The 18,039-nt window shown below is 65.0% G+C and carries 13 protein-coding genes and 1 pseudogene; all 14 read left to right on the top strand.

All coding sequences use genetic code 11. The annotated features are described in order from the left end of the window. Window positions 1-3 precede the first annotated feature (3 nt). The 14 genes and pseudogenes from MKI86_RS23950 to MKI86_RS03315 all read left to right on the top strand — a co-directional run bounded on the left by MKI86_RS23950 (window position 4) and on the right by MKI86_RS03315 (window position 18,037). Window positions 4-3,793 (top strand): annotated as a pseudogene (locus MKI86_RS23950) (baseplate multidomain protein megatron). Between the two features lie 9 nt (window positions 3,794-3,802). Next, window positions 3,803-4,009, top strand: a complete 207-nt coding sequence (locus MKI86_RS03375; RefSeq protein ID WP_134647551.1) for a hypothetical protein — start codon at window positions 3,803-3,805, stop codon at window positions 4,007-4,009. A gap of 93 nt (window positions 4,010-4,102) precedes the next feature. Next, a complete protein-coding gene (locus MKI86_RS03370) occupies window positions 4,103-4,354 on the top strand; it encodes a hypothetical protein (RefSeq protein ID WP_241597194.1) in 252 nt (83 codons plus the stop codon). A 52-nt stretch (window positions 4,355-4,406) separates the two neighbouring features. Further along, window positions 4,407-5,078, top strand: a complete 672-nt coding sequence (locus MKI86_RS03365; protein ID WP_119258894.1) for a response regulator transcription factor — start codon at window positions 4,407-4,409, stop codon at window positions 5,076-5,078. Beyond that, window positions 5,068-6,486, top strand: coding sequence for an ATP-binding protein (locus MKI86_RS03360; protein WP_241597191.1), 1,419 nt, complete (start codon window positions 5,068-5,070; stop codon window positions 6,484-6,486). The genes MKI86_RS03365 and MKI86_RS03360 overlap by 11 nt, the downstream gene beginning before the upstream one ends. Before the next feature lie 101 nt (window positions 6,487-6,587). After that, window positions 6,588-7,022, top strand: coding sequence for an RT0821/Lpp0805 family surface protein (locus tag MKI86_RS03355; RefSeq protein WP_241597188.1), 435 nt, complete (start codon window positions 6,588-6,590; stop codon window positions 7,020-7,022). Between the two features lie 93 nt (window positions 7,023-7,115). Continuing rightward, on the top strand, window positions 7,116-8,255 hold the full coding sequence (gene ccmI / locus MKI86_RS03350; protein ID WP_241597185.1) for a c-type cytochrome biogenesis protein CcmI: 1,140 nt from the start codon (window positions 7,116-7,118) through the stop codon (window positions 8,253-8,255). Further along, window positions 8,252-8,701 carry a cytochrome c maturation protein CcmE gene (gene ccmE, locus MKI86_RS03345; RefSeq protein WP_241597183.1) on the top strand — a complete coding sequence of 150 codons (450 nt, stop codon included), beginning with the start codon at window positions 8,252-8,254 and terminating at the stop codon, window positions 8,699-8,701. The genes ccmI and ccmE overlap by 4 nt, the downstream gene beginning before the upstream one ends. Beyond that, the gene (locus MKI86_RS03340) at window positions 8,698-10,683 is read left to right on the top strand and encodes a heme lyase CcmF/NrfE family subunit (protein WP_241597180.1); all 1,986 of its coding nucleotides are present in this window, start codon (window positions 8,698-8,700) and stop codon (window positions 10,681-10,683) included. The genes ccmE and MKI86_RS03340 overlap by 4 nt, the downstream gene beginning before the upstream one ends. Further along, on the top strand, window positions 10,680-11,138 hold the full coding sequence (locus MKI86_RS03335; protein WP_241597178.1) for a cytochrome c-type biogenesis protein: 459 nt from the start codon (window positions 10,680-10,682) through the stop codon (window positions 11,136-11,138). Before MKI86_RS03340 ends, MKI86_RS03335 begins: the two co-directional genes overlap by 4 nt. 122 nt (window positions 11,139-11,260) lie before the next feature. Continuing rightward, window positions 11,261-12,826, top strand: coding sequence for a Do family serine endopeptidase (locus MKI86_RS03330; protein WP_241597176.1), 1,566 nt, complete (start codon window positions 11,261-11,263; stop codon window positions 12,824-12,826). 115 nt (window positions 12,827-12,941) lie between these two features. After that, window positions 12,942-13,625, top strand: a complete 684-nt coding sequence (locus MKI86_RS03325) for a response regulator transcription factor (protein WP_134647530.1) — start codon at window positions 12,942-12,944, stop codon at window positions 13,623-13,625. 4 nt (window positions 13,626-13,629) lie between these two features. Then, on the top strand, window positions 13,630-15,054 hold the full coding sequence (locus MKI86_RS03320; protein ID WP_241597173.1) for an ATP-binding protein: 1,425 nt from the start codon (window positions 13,630-13,632) through the stop codon (window positions 15,052-15,054). Between the two features lie 31 nt (window positions 15,055-15,085). Further along, complete coding sequence (locus MKI86_RS03315) at window positions 15,086-18,037, top strand: bifunctional [glutamine synthetase] adenylyltransferase/[glutamine synthetase]-adenylyl-L-tyrosine phosphorylase (RefSeq protein WP_241597170.1); 2,952 nt, start codon at window positions 15,086-15,088, stop codon at window positions 18,035-18,037. Window positions 18,038-18,039: the final 2 nt, after the last annotated feature.

Below are 18,039 nucleotides of genomic sequence, written 5' to 3'. Positions count from 1 at the left end.
TCCATGGCGACCATTCTCTTCCAGGCGGCGGGTGCCGCCTTCGGCGGCGTGTTCGGGCCTGTCGGCGCCATCGTCGGGCGCGCTGTGGGCGCGCTTGCAGGCTCCATCGTCGACCGCTCCCTCATCAACGGTTCGAAGACGATCACCGGCCCGCGGCTGGGCGACGCGCGCCTGCCGGGTGCCGATGAGGGAACGGCGATCGGCCGCGTCTACGGCACCATGCGGGTGGGCGGCACGCTGATCTGGGCGACGCGCTTCGAGGAGGAGGTTACGGTCGAGCGGCAGGGCGGCAAGGGCCGCGGGCCGCGCGTCGAAACCTATCGCTACTATGCGAACCTCGCCGTGGGCATCTGCGAAGGGCCGATTGCGGCGGTGCGCCGCGTGTGGGCCGACGGCCGCGAACTGGACCTGCGCTCCGTCGAGATGCGCATCCACAAGGGCACGCGCACGCAGCAGCCCGATCCGCTGATCGAAGCCAAGCAGGGTGCAGGCAACACGCCGGCCTATCGCGGGCTCGCCTATGCGGTTTTCGAACGGCTGCCGCTCGACAGCTACGGCAACCGCCTGCCGGTGCTGCAATTCGAGGTGCTGCGGCCGGTCGGCGCGCTGGAAACGGATATCCGCGCGGTGACGATCATTCCCGGCTCGAGCGAGCACGGTTACGATCCCGGCCTGGTGACGGAGAATTTTGGCAACGGCTCGGCACGCCATGTCAACCGCAACACGCTGACCGCCTCCACCGACTGGCAGGCCTCCATCGATGAATTGCAGGCCCTTTGCCCCAACCTCAAGCGTGTCGGGCTGGTGGTGGGCTGGTTCGGCACGGACCTGCGGGCAGGCCAGTGCCGGATCGTGCCGGGCGTCGAGGTTTCCGCGCGTGGGCAGGAGACACGGCCGTGGCGCGTTTCAGGCATTGCGCGCGGCAACGCACATGTGGTGAGCCGCAACGGCGGCTCGCCCGCCTATGGGGGCACGCCGTCCGATGCCGGGGTGATTGCAGCGATCCGCAATCTGAAGGCGCGGGGACTGGAGGTCTATCTCTATCCCTTCCTCCTGATGGACGTTCCCGCCGACAATACCCTGCCGGACCCCTATGGCGCGGCCCGACAGGCGCCCTATCCGTGGCGCGGCCGCATCACCTGTTATCCGCCCGGTGCGGACAAGACCAATGCCGCGCGTAGCCAGGTGCAGGCATTCCTCGGCAACGCCCAGGCCGGCCATTTCTCCATATCGGGCGAGACGGTTACGGGGCCGTCAGGCGACAGCGGTTTCCGCAGGCTCATCCTGCACTACGCGCATCTGGCGGAAGTGGCGGGCGGCGTGCATGGCTTTCTTATCGGTTCGGAAATGCGCGGCCTGACCTGGCTGCGCGATGCGACCGGGCGCTTTCCCTTTGTCGACGGCTTGTGCGATCTGGCGGCCGATGTGCGCGCGGTGCTGCGTACCAGCACGAAGATCACCTATGCGGCCGACTGGAGCGAGTATTTCGGTTTCCAGCCGGCCGATGGAAGCGGCGAGGTGCGGTATCACCTCGATCCGCTCTGGGCCTCGCCTGCCATCGACGCCGTCGGCATCGACAACTATATGCCCCTTGCCGACTGGCAGGACGGCGACACCGTCGCCGGCAATCCAGACGACTTCCGCCATGCGGAAGACGTGGCCCAGCGCCGCGGACCGCCGGGCGCGCAGCCGCACGCCGATCACCGACGGCATGGCCGGCAAGCCATGGGTGTTCCGCTACAAGGATATCGAAAGCTGGTGGGCGAACCGCCACTATGAGCGCGGCCCCGGTGGCACCGAGCTTGCGAGCCCGACCGCCTGGGTGCCGCGCTCCAAGCCTGTCTGGTTCACGGAGCTGGGTTGCCCGGCCGTGGACAAGGGCGCAAACCAGCCGAACGTATTCGTCGATCCGAAAAGCGCGGAAAACGCGCTGCCCTATCATTCGGGCGGCGCACGCGCCGATTCGATCCAGCGCCGTTTCCTCGATGCGCATCACGGCTGGTGGCAGGGTGCAGGACCGGAGCCGGGCATGGTGGATCCCGGCCGCATCTTCCTGTGGACCTGGGACGCGCGGCCGTATCCGGCCTTCCCGCAGAAAACCGGGCTTTGGTCCGACGGTAGCAACTGGCAGCGCGGTCACTGGCTGAGCGGGCGGCTGGGTGCCGGCACCGTCGCCGATGTCATCGCCGCCATCCTGCGCGATCACGGCTTCTCGGATTTCGACGTGTCCGGCGTTTCCGGTGACCTGCCGGGCTTCGTGCAAGGCGAACAGGCCTCGGCGCGGGCGATGATCGAGCCGATCATGGCGGCATTCCAGATCGACGCGCTGGAGGCGAACGGGCGGCTGACCTTCCGCTCGCGGCTGAAATCCGCGCTGCCGCCCGAGGATCTCGATGTGCTCGCCGAGCGGCCGGACGAGGCGCTGTTCGAGGAAAGCCGCGCGCATATCAGCGAATTCGCCGGCGAGGCGATCCTCGATCATTTCGACGATGCCGGCGCCTATGCGCATGCCACGACGCGCTCGCGCCGCATGGCCGGCGGCACGGACCGGGTGCTGCGGCTCGGCCTTCCGGCCGTGCTTCATGCGGGGGCGGCTGCCTCGGCGGTGGAGACGGCCTTGCGCGATCACCGGGCCGCACAGCGGCGCTTGACATTTCGTCTGCCACCGACGGCGCTTAACATCACGCCTGGCGACGTAGTGCGGCTGGCGGCCGGCCCGGCGGGGCGCTTCCTGATCACCGACATCACCGACGGGTTGGTGCGCGAGGTGGAGGCGCGGGCGATTGCGGCCGGCGACAACGGCGCGCCGACGCTGGGCGAGGGGGGCGGGGAGCCCGTGAACGGTCCGGGCCCATCGGATGCCTTCGCGCCCGAAATCGTTCTGCTCGACCTGCCCGTTCTCGGCTCCGGCAGCGCGCAGGATTTCGCGCGCGCCGCCGCCTATGCCAAGCCGTGGCGCGCCATGGTTCTCTCGAGTTCCGAAGGATTGGAAGGGTTCAGGCCGCGGGCGCGGCTGGACCGGCCGGCGCGCATCGGCCGGCTCGTCGAACCGCTTGCGCCCGGGCCGGTGGGACTGTTCGACCTCGCCAATGTTATTGTCCTCGATCTGCCCGGCGGCGAGCTTGCCTCGGCCGATACGGTGAGCGTGCTCAACGGCGCGAACCGGATCGCCGTGCGGGGCGACAACGGGGCATGGGAGGTGATCGGCTTCCAACAGGCGAGCGAAATCGCCCCGGCCCGCTGGCGGCTATCAGGCCTGCTGCGCGCCCTGCATGGCACGGAAGACGCAATGGTCTCGGGGCATTCATCCGATGCGCAGGCGGTGGTGCTGGATGAAACGGTACGGCCGCTCGGGCTCGATGTCGAGGAGGTGGGGCGGCTCGCCAACTGGATCGTCGATGCGGTAGGTGCGCCGCAGGGGCAGGCCGGTCCCTATGCTTTTGCCGGTGGCGAACGGGCGCTGACGCCGCTTGCCCCGGTGCATCTACGCGGCGAGCGGGGATCGGACGGAGCAGCGCGCTTTACATGGACGAGGCGCGGGCGGATCGATTCGGACACCTGGCTTGCGACAGAGATCCCGCTCGACGAACCGAACGAGGCCTATCGCCTCGATATCCTCTCCGGTTCCACGGTAGTGCGGAGCTTTGAGGTGACGGCGCCGGCCTGCCTCTATCCATCTGCTAGCGAACTTGCCGATTTCGGTGCCACGCAGGCGTCGATCACCATTCGCGTGCACCAGCTCGGGCGGGCCATTCCGCTTGGCATCGCCGCGCAGGCAACCCTGAACCTCTAGGAGAAGACCATGAACGACGTGAAAGCCTGGTATCAGTCCCGTACCGTCTGGGGCGCGCTGATCGCGATTCTCGCCTCCTTCGCTCACGCTCTGGGGATCGAGGTGACGGCTGGCGACGAGGGTGAACTTGCCGACCTGATCGTCGCCGCAGTCGGCGTCGTAGGCGGGCTCGTGGCGCTGATCGGCCGCCTTTCGGCACGCCGGCGCGTCGGATGACGCTTTGCAGAAAGTCTGCCCGGCATTCATTTGCCATTCAGCGAGGATCGTTTATTGCTTGCGTCACACTGATGAGCACCTGAAAGTATGTCGATGGCTTCGCCAATTCTCATAACCGCACTTGCGGCCAGCCTGATGCACCCGGTCCCGTTCGATGCGGGCGTCCAGCGGGATGTCGTCTCGGTTTCGGGCGACTGCAGTAATGCGGCTGCGCAGGTGGTGTCGCAGACGGGCGGTGAACTGCTTTCGGCGGAGCCGAGCGGCGACAGCTGCGTGGTGACCGTGCTGGTTCCGGGCAAGGACAATGCCCGGCCGCGCAAGGTGACGGTACGCGTACCGATGTAAGACCGTCGGGCCAGCCGGCCCGGCGAGGGGATTGCTGATAGAAAGAGGGCGCATGCGAATCCTGGTGGTCGAGGACGACGTCAACCTGAGCCGACAGCTCAGCGAGGCATTGAAGGAGGCCGGCTACGTGGTGGACCAGGCCTTCGATGGCGAGGAAGGCCATTATCTCGGCGATACCGAGCCCTACGACGCCATCATCCTCGATATCGGCCTGCCGGAAATGGACGGCATCACCGTGCTGGAAAAATGGCGCGCCGACGGCAAGGCCATGCCCGTGCTGCTTTTGACGGCGCGCGACCGCTGGAGCGACAAGGTCGCCGGCATCGATGCCGGCGCCGACGACTATGTCGCCAAGCCCTTCCATGTCGAGGAGGTTCTGGCCCGCATCCGCGCGCTCATCCGCCGGGCGGCGGGTCATGCCAGCCCCGATATCGTCTGCGGCCCGGTGCGCCTGGATACCAAGGGATCGAAGGCGACGGTCAACGGCGAGACCCTCAAGCTGACCTCGCACGAATACCGGCTTCTCTCCTATCTCATGCATCACATGGGCGAGGTCGTCTCGCGCACCGAACTGGTCGAGCATATGTACGATCAGGATTTCGATCGCGATTCCAACACGATCGAGGTTTTTGTCGGCCGGCTGCGCAAGAAGATCGGCGTCGATCTGATCGAGACCGTGCGCGGCCTCGGCTACCGGATGCAAGCCCCCGCCAATGGCAAATAACGCCAGGCGCTCCCGTTCGCTAACCGTTCGCGTCCTCTTTCTCGCCTCCCTCTGGGCCGCGGTGGCGCTCGTCGTCATCGCAGTCGTCATCTCGACGCTCTACCGGCAGAGCGCGGAGAAGAGTTTCCGCGACCTGCTCCGCGCGCAGCTCTACAACGTCATCAACTCGATCTCGACAAGCGAGAACACGCGTCTGGCCGGCACGCCGCAGCTGGGCGATCTGCGCTTCTTCCAGCCGCAATCGGGCTGGTACTGGATCGTCGAGCCGATCGGCGGCACGCTGGAGGGCGAGGCGCTGACCTCATCCTCGCTCGGCACGGGCAGCATTCCCATCCCGGACACCGACAGCATTCCCTTCGATACCCGCTACGAGCGCTTCTACACGACCATCGATTCCTTCGGGAACGAGGTCGAGGTGGGCGAGACGGAAGTGGTGCTCGACGACGAGGGGCGAACGGCGCGCTTTCGGGTCGTCGGCAACCGCGACGTGCTGGAAAGCGATATCAGTGACTTCTCCGGCAGCCTCTATCTGGCGCTTGCCGGTTTCGGTGTGGGAAGCCTGTTGCTCAACGCGGCGGCGATCCTGATCGGTCTGCGACCGCTCGACCGCGCCCGAAAGGCGCTGGAAAAGATCCGGGCCGGGGAGAGCGAGCAGCTCGACGGGGAATTTCCGCGCGAAATCCTGCCGCTTGCCAGCGAAGTGAACGCGCTGATCGACAGCAACCGGCGTATCGTGGAGCGGGCGCGCATGCAGGTGGGAAATCTCGCCCATTCGCTGAAGACGCCCATCGCCGTGCTTCTCAACGAATCGCGGTTGATCTCTGCGCCGCAGGGCGAGCTGGTGAAGACGCAGGCCGAGGCGATGCAGAGCCAGGTGCAGTCCTATCTCAACCGCGCCCGCATCGCAGCCCAGCGCGAATCGGTGCTTGCCCGCACTGAGGCGCTTCCGGTGCTGGAGCGCCTGGTGCGCGTGATGCGACGGCTAAACGCCGACAAGCAGTTTCCCCTCCATGTCGATCCGCCCGGTATGATGCTGGCGATGGAGCAGCAGGATATCGAGGAAACCGTCGGCAACCTTCTGGAAAACGCGGCGCGCTATGCCAGAAACACCGTCAGCCTGCGCGTCTTCATGGCGCCCGCCGACCTACGCGGGACCGACGATGCGCGCAAGAGCTGGGTCATCGTCGAAGTCGAGGATGACGGGCCCGGACTGGAGCCAGACGAGATCCGCGAGGCGATGAAGCGCGGGAAGCGGCTTGACGAGAGCAAGCCCGGCACGGGCCTCGGCCTTTCCATCGTCAGCGAAATCGCGTCGGAATATCAGGGCGTTTTCGGGCTGTCCCGCGGGCCGGGCGGCGGGCTTCTCGCACGTCTCGTTCTGCCTGCCGTTACAAAGGATGTTGCTTGACACGGCGGACAATGCAACAAGGGATGGTCCGCGATATGAGGATCGCGGGATTGAAAAATGACGGCGGCTTGCCGCCCTTGCGTGAGAGACGGTTCCAGCGGATGAAGACGGGTTTGCGCGGCGCCTTTTTCCCCCTCCTTCTGGCGACAGTGACGGTTTCGGGATGTACGACCACATCAGGTGGAAAAACCGCCCTCGGCGGCTCGGCATCGGGCGGCCTTTCGGGCCCTGCCGCCTATATCACGGCGCTGCAGGGCGGCCTTGTCAGCCGCAACACATCAGCGCAGCTTTCCAAAGCCGACATGCAGCGGGCGCTCGAGGCTGAATATCGTGCACTTGAAGCCGCACCCGGCGGCCAGCCCGTCGTATGGCAGGGCAAGGGCGTCGGCGGCTCTGTGGTCGCGGCCGCACCCTATCAGGTCGGTTCACAAAACTGCCGGCAGTACAGCCACACGCTGACAGTCGACGGCCGCGAGACCGCGACGCGCGGCGCCGCCTGCCGCAATGCAGACGGTGCCTGGGCGCCGTTGTCCTGAGCCTGACGGCCCGTTGCGGCGAAACGCCTCAAATTCGCGTCATCGTTCCCTGGGGAATTGGAAACGCCCGCATGTTCCAGTAATGGAACGAGCATGCTTTTCTGGATTCTCGTCGCCATTCTGACGGCAGCGGTCGCCGCCGTCCTCCTTCTGCCCCTGCTGCGCCGGCCACCGGCCGCCGCGGGCGATGCCAGCCATGATGTCGAGGTCTATCGCGACCAGCTCGAGGAGTTGAAGCGCGACGAGGCCACCGGGCTCATCGCGCCGAACGAGGCGGAGCTCGCCCGCGCCGAAGTTGCGCGCCGGTTGATTGCGGCAAGCAAGGCCGAGGCCAAGGAAAAGGCTGCCCCCGCGACACGGAGCAACCGGCTGGCGCAGGCCTTCGTCATCGCGATCCTTCCGATCACCGGTCTCTGTCTTTACATCGCGAACGGCCGCCCGGACCTGCCGGCGCAGCCGCTGGCGGAGCGTCTCGCCAATCCCGGAAACGACGTCAATATCCTGATTGCTCGGGCGGAAGGCCATCTGGCGCGCAATCCAGACGATGGTGCTGGCTGGGATCTCCTGGCGCCGATTTATTATCGCAACGGACGCATGGAAGACGCGGCCAATGCCTTCTCGCAGGCAATCCGGCTGCTCGGCCCTACCCAGGAGCGGCTTGATGGCTATGCCGAAACGCTGATCGCCCAGGCGAACGGCATCGTGACGGCGGATGCGCGCGCGCGGCTCGAGCAGTCGCTGGCGCTGCAGGCCGACAATCCGCGTGCGAAATATTATCTGGCGCTGGCGCTGGAACAGGACGGGCGACGCGATGAGGCGCGCGCCGCCTTTGAGGCCATGGCGAAGGATGCACCGGCGGATGCTCCCTGGCTGCCGCTGGTCAACCGACATATAGCGGCGCTCGCTGATGGAACGGAAACCGGCCCGGGCGGTGCGCTCGGCAATCCCACGGCGGGCGATGTGGCAGCAGCCGAAGAAATGTCGGCTGGTGACCGCCAGCAGATGATCGCCGGCATGGTCGACAGTCTTGCCGCCAAGCTGGCCGAAGACCCTGATAATTTCGAAGGATGGATGCGCATCATCCGTTCCTATGTTGTGCTGGATCAAAGGCCGAAGGCTGAGGCCGCGCTACAGACGGCGCTCAAGACGTTCCCGGCGGACAGCGAAAACGGCAAACAGCTCGTGGCGCTCGCCCGGGATCTGTCGATCTCGACCGGGGGAGGCGGACAATGACACGCAAGCAGAAGCGTCTGGCGGTTATCGGCGGCGGCGTCGCTTTTCTGGTGGCGGCGGTGCTGCTGGTGATGTTCGCCTTCAGCCAGTCCATCGCCTATTTCTATGTGCCAGGCGATCTGGCCAAGGCGAGCGTGCCGCCCGGCACGCGCATTCGCCTCGGCGGCCTCGTCGAGGACGGCACGGTCAAGCGCGGCGAAGGATCGACTGTTACCTTCACGGTGACGGATACGCTTTCAACGGTGCCAGTGACCTATACCGGCATTCTGCCCGACCTCTTCCGCGAAGGGCAGGGCGTGGTAGCAGAAGGCACCTTCGGCGCCGACGGGCTCTTCATCGCCGATACGGTGCTTGCCAAGCATGACGAGACCTATATGCCGAAGGATGTGGCGGACAGGCTCAAGGCGCAGGGCGTAGAACTCTCCGGCAAGGAAACGATCAAATGATCATCGAGCTTGGCCACTATGCCCTCATTCTGGCGCTGGCGACCGTCATCATACAGTCGGTATTGCCGCTCATCGGCACGATCCGCAACGACCGGGCGCTGATGGCCGTGGCGCCGGCCGCGGCCTTTGCCGGTTTCCTGCTCGTGCTGTTTTCCTTCTCGGTGCTGACCTTCGCCTATGTCGTTTCGGATTTTTCCGTCGCGAATGTCTGGGAAAACTCGCATTCACTGAAGCCGATGATCTACAAGATCTCCGGCGTGTGGGGAAACCATGAGGGCTCCATGCTGCTCTGGCTCCTCATCCTCGTCTTCTTCAGTGCGCTGGTCGCAAGCTTCGGCGCCAACCTGCCCGAGCGTCTGCGGGCCAATGTGCTGGCCGTGCAGGGACTGATCTCCACGGCCTTCGCGCTCTTCATCCTCCTGACGTCGAACCCGTTCATCCGCCTGTCGCCGGCGCCCGCCGAGGGGCAGGACCTCAACCCGGTCCTGCAGGATATCGGCCTCGCAATCCACCCGCCGCTGCTCTATCTCGGCTATGTCGGCTTCTCCGTCTGTTTCTCCTTCGCCATCGCCGCGCTGATCGACGGCCGTATCGATGCGGCTTGGGCGCGCTGGGTGCGACCCTGGGCGCTCACCGCCTGGTCGTTTCTCACCGCAGGCATCGCCATGGGCTCGTACTGGGCCTATTACGAGCTGGGCTGGGGCGGCTGGTGGTTCTGGGATCCGGTGGAAAACGCTTCGTTCATTCCCTGGCTTGCCGGCACCGCGCTCCTGCATTCTGCGCTCGTCATGGAAAAGCGCGAGGCGCTGAAGATCTGGACCGTGCTGCTCGCCATCCTGACCTTCTCCATGTCGCTGCTCGGCACCTTCCTGGTGCGCTCAGGCGTGCTGACCTCGGTGCATGCATTCGCGACAGACCCGACGCGCGGCGTCTTTATCCTCGCGATCCTCATCTTCTTTATCGGCGGCGCGCTGTCGCTTTTTGCCTTCCGGGCGGCGACGCTGAAGGCCGGTGGCCTGTTTGCGCCGATCTCGCGCGAAGGCGCGCTCGTTCTCAACAACCTCATCCTCACCACGGCCGCCGCGACAGTCCTGACAGGCACGCTCTATCCGCTCGTGCTGGAGGCCTTGACCGGCGAGAAAATTTCCGTTGGGCCGCCGTTCTTCAACCTGACCTTCGGCCTTCTGATGCTGCCGCTCCTGCTGGCGGTGCCGTTCGGACCGCTGCTGGCCTGGAAGCGTGGCGATATCCTAGCAGCGGGGCAGCGGCTGTTCGCGGCTGCCGCGACCGGTCTCGTGGTGGCCGCTGCGGTGATGTATTCCTATAGCGGCGGGCCGGTGCTTGCCTATTTCGGCATTGCCATCGGTTTCTACATGATCGCGGGTGCGGTCACGGACCTGTGGCTGCGCGCCGGTATCGGCAAGGTAGCCGGCAACGTCGCGTTTCGACGGTTCGTCGGCCTGCCGGGCTCGGCTTTCGGCACCGCGCTTGCGCATATCGGCATCGGCGTCACGGTCATCGGCATCGTCGCCGTCACGGCCTTCGAGACCGAGCATGTGGTGGAAATGAAGCCGGGCATGCAGGTTGAGGCGGGCGGCTTCACGCTGACCTTCGACGGCATGCGCCGCGGGCAGGGGCCGAACTATTCCGAAGAATCCGGGCACTTCACCGTCGCACGCGCAGGTGCGGTCGTGACCGACATCTGGTCGTCGAAGCGGTTCTACACGGCGCGGCGCATGCCGACGACAGAGGCGGGTATCCGCACATTCTGGTTCAGCCAGCTCTATGTTTCGCTTGGAGATGCCATGGCGGATGGCGGCATCGTCGTGCGGGTATGGTGGAAGCCGATGATCCTATGCATCTGGATCGGCACGCTCATCATGATGGCGGGTGGCGCGGTATCATTGTTCGACCGGCGTCTTCGCGTCGGTGCGCCGCAAAAGGCCCGCAAGGTTAAGGCGGCTCTGGAGGCGGCCGAATGATCCGCCGCCTGCTCATGGCCGTAGCGCTCCTGCTCGCCGCGTTTCCCGCCTTTGCGGTCAATCCCGACGAGGTGCTTTCCGATCCGGCGCTGGAAGCCCGCGCCCGGGCGCTGTCCGCCCAGCTTCGCTGCATGGTCTGCCAGAACCAGTCGATTGACGATTCGAATGCCGAACTGGCCCGCGACCTGCGCCTTCTGGTGCGAGAACGGCTGACGGACGGTGACAGCGACGAGGCTGTCATCGATTATGTCGTCTCCCGCTACGGCGAATTCGTACTGCTCAATCCGCGACTGCGAGGCGAGACGCTCCTTCTATGGGGCGCGCCGATCGTGCTGTTTCTGGCGGGCGCCGCAGCCATGGTGCTTTTCGTGCGCAAACGCGGCGGCAAGCCCACGGGAACGCCGCTGTCCGACGCCGAAAAGGCCGAGCTGGATCGTGCCCTGCGACGCGACTGACAGGAAAATTCCAACATTACGAAAAATTCATGCGGCGGATAGTGTGCCGTAATGTGCGACCGCCTATCTCTTCTTCATCGGCTGCCTGGCGCAGCCCTGAAAGAAGAGAGAAGGTGCACAGAATGGCCAAGATTTCCGCGTTCCGTCCGAGCCTCAAGGCTGCGTTGCAGACGACCACCGTCGCAGGGCTTGCAGCGGTCATGCTCGCGACCGGCATCCCAGCGCGCGTTACTGAAAGCTATGCAGAAGCCGTTTCCGTCCAGGCGCCGCAGGTTGCGAGCTTCGCCGACGTGGTTCAGGCCGTTTCCCCGGCCGTGGTTTCCGTCCGTGTCGAATCCGATGCCAAGCCGTCCAACGATGAAAGCAATTTCTCGTTCAATTTCGGCGGCCGCGGCTTTGACGAGCTTCCCGATGATCACCCGCTGAAGCGCTTCTTCCGTGAATTCGGCGGCCAGGACCAGTTCCGCGGCGACCGTGGCCCGGATCGACGCTTCGGTGACCGCCGTGGTCCCGGCCGCAAGCCGCATCTTCGCCCGACTGCACAGGGCTCCGGCTTCTTCATCTCCGAAGACGGCTACATTGTCACCAACAACCACGTCGTCAGCGATGGCTCGGCCTTCACGGTCGTCATGAATGACGGCACCGAGCTTAAGGCCACGCTTGTCGGCAAGGACAGCCGCACCGACCTCGCCGTGCTGAAGGTCGACGAGAAGGACAAGCGCAAGTTCACCTATGTCAGCTTTGCCGATGACAGCCAGATCCGCGTCGGCGACTGGGTCGTGGCGGTCGGTAACCCGTTCGGCCTCGGCGGCACGGTGACGGCGGGCATCATCTCCGCCCGCGGCCGTGACATCGGCTCCGGCCCCTATGACGACTACCTGCAGGTGGATGCCGCCGTGAACCGCGGCAATTCCGGTGGCCCGACCTTCAACCTCAACGGTCAGGTCGTCGGTATCAACACCGCCATCTTCTCACCGTCGGGCGGCAATGTCGGCATCGCCTTCGCCATCCCCGCATCGGTCGCCAAGGGCGTCGTTGCCAACCTGATGAAGGATGGCAAGGTCGACCGTGGCTGGCTCGGCGTCCAGATCCAGCCGGTCAGCCGTGATATCGCCGACTCGCTCGGCCTGGCGGATGCCGCCGGTGCCCTCGTCGTCGAGCCGCAGGCCGACTCGCCCGGTGCCAAGGCCGGCATCAAGAAGGGTGACGTGATCACCGCGCTCGAAGGTGAGCCGGTCAAGGATCCGCGTGACCTCGCCCGCCGTGTGGCCGATATCGCGCCCGGCAAGACGGTCGATGTCGCCGTATGGCGCGATGGCAAGTCGCAGACCATCAAGGTCGAGATCGGCACGCTGGCCGGCGAAGCCATACAGGCGGCGACGACCACGGATGACGCTGCCCCCGCCGACGAATCCAGCGAGCAGGCGCTTGCCGATCTCGGTATCTCGGTCACGGCCGGCGACGACGGCTTGACCGTCTCCTCTGTCGATCCGGACTCGGATGCCAGCGATCGCGGCCTCAAGGAAGGCGACCGCATCACCTCCGTCAACAACCAGACCGTCAAGTCTGCGGACGAGGTGATGAAGGTGATCGAAGCCGCCCGCAAGGATGGCCGCTCCAAGGCGCTGTTCCAGGTCGAGACCAAGGATGGCAGCCGCTTCCTGGCTCTGCCCATCGACCAGGGCTGACCGGCTCCGTAAATCTTCGCATTGACGGCGCCGCGGGATCGAACGATTTCGCGGCGCTGCCGTATCCGGTGCGTGCTGCTGGTAAATCCCGCCGAACATGCTGTAAGGTTCCGCCATGAAGTTATTGATTGTGGAAGACGATCTGGAAGCAGCCGCCTATCTCGCGAAGGCCTTTCGCGAGGCAGGCATCGTTCTCGATCATGCCAGCGACGGTGAGAGCGGCCTCTTCCTAGCCACGGAAAACAGCTACGACGTGCTGGTCATCGATCGCATGCTGCCGCGGCGTGATGGCCTTTCGCTGATCTCAGAGCTGCGCCAGCGCAACATCCACACGCCCGTGCTCATTCTGTCCGCCCTCGGGCAGGTCGATGACCGCGTGACGGGCCTGCGCGCCGGCGGCGACGACTATCTGCCGAAGCCTTATGCGTTCAGCGAGCTGCTCGCCCGTGTGGAGGTCCTCGGCCGCCGCAAGGGCACGCCGGAACAGGATATGGTCTACCGGGTGGGCGATCTCGAACTCGACCGTCTGTCCCACACCGTCAAGCGCGCCGGCAAGGAAATCCTGCTCCAGCCGCGCGAGTTTCGTCTGCTCGAATATCTCATGAAAAATGCCGGGCAGGTCGTGACGCGCACCATGCTGCTCGAGAACGTCTGGGACTATCATTTCGATCCCCAGACGAACGTCATCGATGTGCATGTTTCGCGGCTGCGTTCGAAGATCGAGAAGGATTTTGATCAGCCGCTGCTGCGCACCGTGCGCGGCGCGGGATACATGATGAAGGAAGAGGCGGCGGTCTGAACCGATGCAACGACTGCTTGGCCGGCTGACCGCACTCTATCGCACGACCGCCGTGCGCCTTTCGGCGGTCTATCTCCTGCTGTTTGCCGCCTGCGCGGCCGTTCTCGTCTTCTACGTTTCCTCCATGTCCGAAGGCCTGCTGCAACAGCAGATGCGCGAGGCCGTGGCCCAGGAGGCCGAGCAGATCGAGCGCATCTTCGACAACAACGGCATGAACGGCCTACTGCGCACGCTCGAGCGGCGCGCGCGCCAGCCGGGTGCCAATCTCTACATCATCGCGAGCCCCACGGGCGAGGTGCTGGCCGGCAACGTGGCCTCCATCCAGCCGGGCGTGCTGGACACGGAAGGATGGACGACAATACCCTTCCGTTATCAGCGCTACCAGGAAGAGGCGCGCGGCACAAACCGCCCCATGGCCTATGCGCAGGTCAATGTCTTGTCGAACGGGCTTCGCATCCTGGTTGGTCGCGACCTCGGCGAACCGGAAAACTTTCGCAAGCTGGTGCGGCAGGCCCTGATGGTGGCGCTTGGCGTCATGGGCGTCGGCGCGCTTGCCATCTGGTATCTCATCGGGCGCAATGCGCTGAAGCGCATGGATCGCATGTCGGACGCCAGCCAGCGGATCATGGCCGGCGACCTTTCACAGCGTTTGCCGACCAGCGGATCCGGGGACGAATTCGACCGCCTTTCCGAATCGCTCAACACCATGCTCGGCCGTATCGAGAAACTCGGCGAGGGGCTGAAGCAGGTTTCCGACAACATCGCCCACGACCTCAAGACGCCGCTGACACGGCTGCGCAACAAGGCTGAGGCTGCGCTGGCAGTTGGAGACGGGGCTGATCACCGCAGCGCTCTGGAAGAGATGATCGTCGAATCCGACCAGCTTATCCGCACCTTCAATGCGCTCCTGATGATCTCCCGCGTCGAAGCCGGGCAGGCGCCGGCGGAAATGAGCGCGGTGGATATCAGCGGCATTACACATGACAGCGCCGAGCTCTACGAGCCCGTTGCCGAGGATTGCGGTCTGAAATTTACTACCGACATTGTCGAAGGTATCGAGGTCAAGGGCAATCGTGAGCTCGTCGGTCAGGCGCTCGGAAACCTCATCGACAACGCGATCAAATATGCCGAGGGCAGCGACGGCGAGCCGGATATTCGCATCTCGCTTGCACGGCGGGACAACGAGATCGTGCTTGCCGTGGCGGACAGCGGCCCGGGCGTGCCGGAAGAAAAATATGGCGACGTGATCGAACGCTTCGTGCGGCTCGATGCCAGCCGCTCCAAGCCGGGAACGGGGCTTGGCCTTTCGTTGGTCGCGGCAGTCATGGAAATGCACCAGGGTCGTCTGGAACTCGACGCCACCCATCCCGATCGGGAAAACAACCGTGGCCTGACGGTCAGGATGGTTTTCCCCGTCCTGCCGGACTGATACATCTCCTCCTCAAAAGCGAGGAGACATCATGAGCGTGACGACGGCAACGCGGCTATCCGATCTTACGGCATCTCCGATCCGGCCCCTGAGCCAGACGGACGCCAAGTCGGTCCTGTCCGATCTGAAGGACTGGGGCCGCGACCACCCCGCGATTGCCGGCCTTCTCTCCACGGATGGGCCGCTCAAGGATTTCATCGTCGCGGCTTTTTCTCTGTCTCCCTATCTGCGTGATACGGCCCGCATCGATCCCGCCTTGCTGGTCCGGGCGGTGGAAGAGCCCGTTCTGCCCGTCATCGAGGCGGCCATTGCCCGCGCCCGTGCCGCCTGGCAGCCGGGCGAAGGAGAGGTGACGGAGGCGGTGCTGATGACGCGGCTTCGCGTTGCCAAGCGCGAGGTTGCCTTCCTTACCGCGCTTGCCGATCTTGCGCGCATCTTCGATGCCCGCCGGACGACGGCGCTTCTGACCGAGCTTGCCGAAGCCACGACATCTGCTGCCATCGATCATCTGCTCCTGTCCACCCATGAAAGCGGCAAGGTAAAGTTGCCGGACCCTGCCCATCCCGGCGAGAAATCCGGCCTCATCGTGCTTGGCATGGGCAAGCTCGGTGCCGCGGAACTGAACTACTCCTCCGATATCGACCTCGTCGTTTTCTTCGACCCGATGGCGAATATCGCGACGGATCCAACGGAGGCGGTGGAGACGTTTTCCCGCCTCGTGCGCCGCCTCATCCGTATCATGCAGGAGCGCACCGCCGACGGTTACGTCTTCCGCACCGACCTGCGCCTGCGGCCCGATCCGGGGGCCACGCCGCTCGCCATCTCCTTCGATTCCGCGATGCTCTATTACGAGAGCCGAGGCCAGAACTGGGAGCGCGCCGCCTTCATCAAGGCCAAGCCCGTTGCTGGCGATATCGAAGCAGGCCGCAACTTCCTCAAGGGCCTCATTCCCTTCGTCTTCCGCAAATATCTCGACTATGCGGCAATCTCCGATATCCACTCGATCAAGCGGCAGATCCATGTCCACAAGGGGTATGGCGAGATCGCAGTGAAGGGGCATAACGTCAAGCTTGGCCGCGGCGGTATCCGCGAGATCGAATTCTTCGTACAGACCCAGCAGCTTATCGCGGGCGGGCGCGTGCCCGCACTGCGCCTGCGCGCGACTGAACCGATGCTCGCAGAACTCGCCAATGCCAACTGGATCGACACGGCGACGGCCGACGAGTTGACGGAGGCCTACTGGTTCCTGCGCGACGTCGAACACCGCCTGCAGATGGTCCGCGACGAGCAGACCCACGTCCTGCCCGAGACCGAATCGGAACTGAAACGCATCGCCTTCATGCTCGGCTTTGCGGATACGGCGGGCTTCTCCGAAAAGCTCGTGTCCGTGCTCAAGACCGTAGAGCGCCGCTACGCCGCCCTGTTCGAGCAGGAGGCAAAGCTGTCGTCGGAGGCCGGCAATCTCGTCTTCACCGGTCAGAAGGACGATCCCGATACCTTGGAGACGTTGAAGAAGCTCGGCTTCGAGCGTCCCGCCGACATTTCCCGCACCATCCGCACTTGGCATTACGGCCGCTACCGCGCCACGCAGTCCGTCGAGGCGCGCGAGCGGCTGACGGAACTGACGCCGGAACTGCTGCGCGTCTTCGGCCAGAGCAAGCGGGCCGACGAAGCGCTGCTGCGCTTCGACAGCTTCATTTCCGGCCTGCCTGCCGGCATTCAGCTGTTCTCGTTGCTCGGTAACAATCCCGCGCTGCTCTCCCTTATCGTCAACATCATGTCGTCCGCGCCGCGCCTTGCCGAGGTGATCGCGGCAAAGCCGCATGTCTTCGACGGCATGCTGGATCCCAGCCTTCTGGCGGAGCTGCCGACGCGCGCCTATCTTGCCGATCGCATAGAGGGTTTCGTCTCGGGCGCGCGCCACTACGAGGAAATTCTCGACCGCCTGCGCATCATCGCTGCCGAGCAGCGCTTTCTGATCGGCATTCGCCTGTTGACGGGCGCGATTACCGGAAAGCAGGCCGCGCGCGCGTTCACCCATGTCGCAGACCTCATCGTCGCGGCGGCGCTGAAGGCGGTGCTCGACGAGGTCGAGGCGGCGCACGGCAAGTTCCCCGGCGGGCGTGTAGCGCTGGTCGGCATGGGCAAGCTCGGCAGCTTCGAACTGACGGCGGGTTCCGATATCGACCTCATCCTCCTCTACGATCACGACAGCGACGCCTTCGAGTCGGATGGTGCAAAGCCCCTCGACAATATCCGATACTTCACCCGCATCACCCAGCGCCTGATCGCCGCCCTCTCTGCGCCCACCGCGGAGGGCGTGCTCTACGAAGTGGACATGCGCCTGCGGCCTTCCGGCAACAAGGGCCCGGTCGCCACGCGCATAACCTCCTTTGCCAAGTACCAGGCGGAGGAGGCATGGACCTGGGAGCACATGGCGCTGACCCGCGCGCGCCTTCTCTGCGGCGATGAAAGCCTGGTGGCAGAGGCGGGAGAAATCTTCCGCGGCGTGCTGGGCCGCAAGCGCGATATCGCCAAGACGGCAAAGGACGTTGCCGAGATGCGCGCGCTCATCGATCAGGAAAAGCCGCCGAAGGACATCTGGGACCTTAAGCTGATCGCCGGTGGCCTGATCGATATCGAGTTCATCGCCCAGTTCCTTGCGCTGGTCGCACCGGCGCGCGGCGCGGCCCAACCGGAAGGGGCGCTCCCCACCGCAGAGGCGCTTGCCGAGCTCGGCCAAGCCATGATGGATCCGAACGATCTCGAGACCGTGCAGGGCGCGCTGTCGCTCTATACGGAAATCTCGCAGATCGTGCGTCTGTGCGTGGATGGCGGCTTTGATCCGAAGGAGGCGCCCGCCGGGCTGATCGATCTCGTCTGCCGCGCCGGCGAGTGCCCGGACCTGCGCACGCTGGAGGCGGAAATCCGGCGTGTCTCCAAGGCGGTGCGCAAGATCTTCCATGCGACGGTCAAGGGCTGACC

Origin of the sequence: Shinella sedimenti (assembly GCF_022601905.1) — a bacterium.
In the GTDB taxonomy this organism is placed as follows: domain Bacteria; phylum Pseudomonadota; class Alphaproteobacteria; order Rhizobiales; family Rhizobiaceae; genus Shinella; species Shinella sedimenti.
Note: the sequence above shows the minus strand (reverse complement) of the source record. Positions and strands in the feature narration are given on the sequence as shown.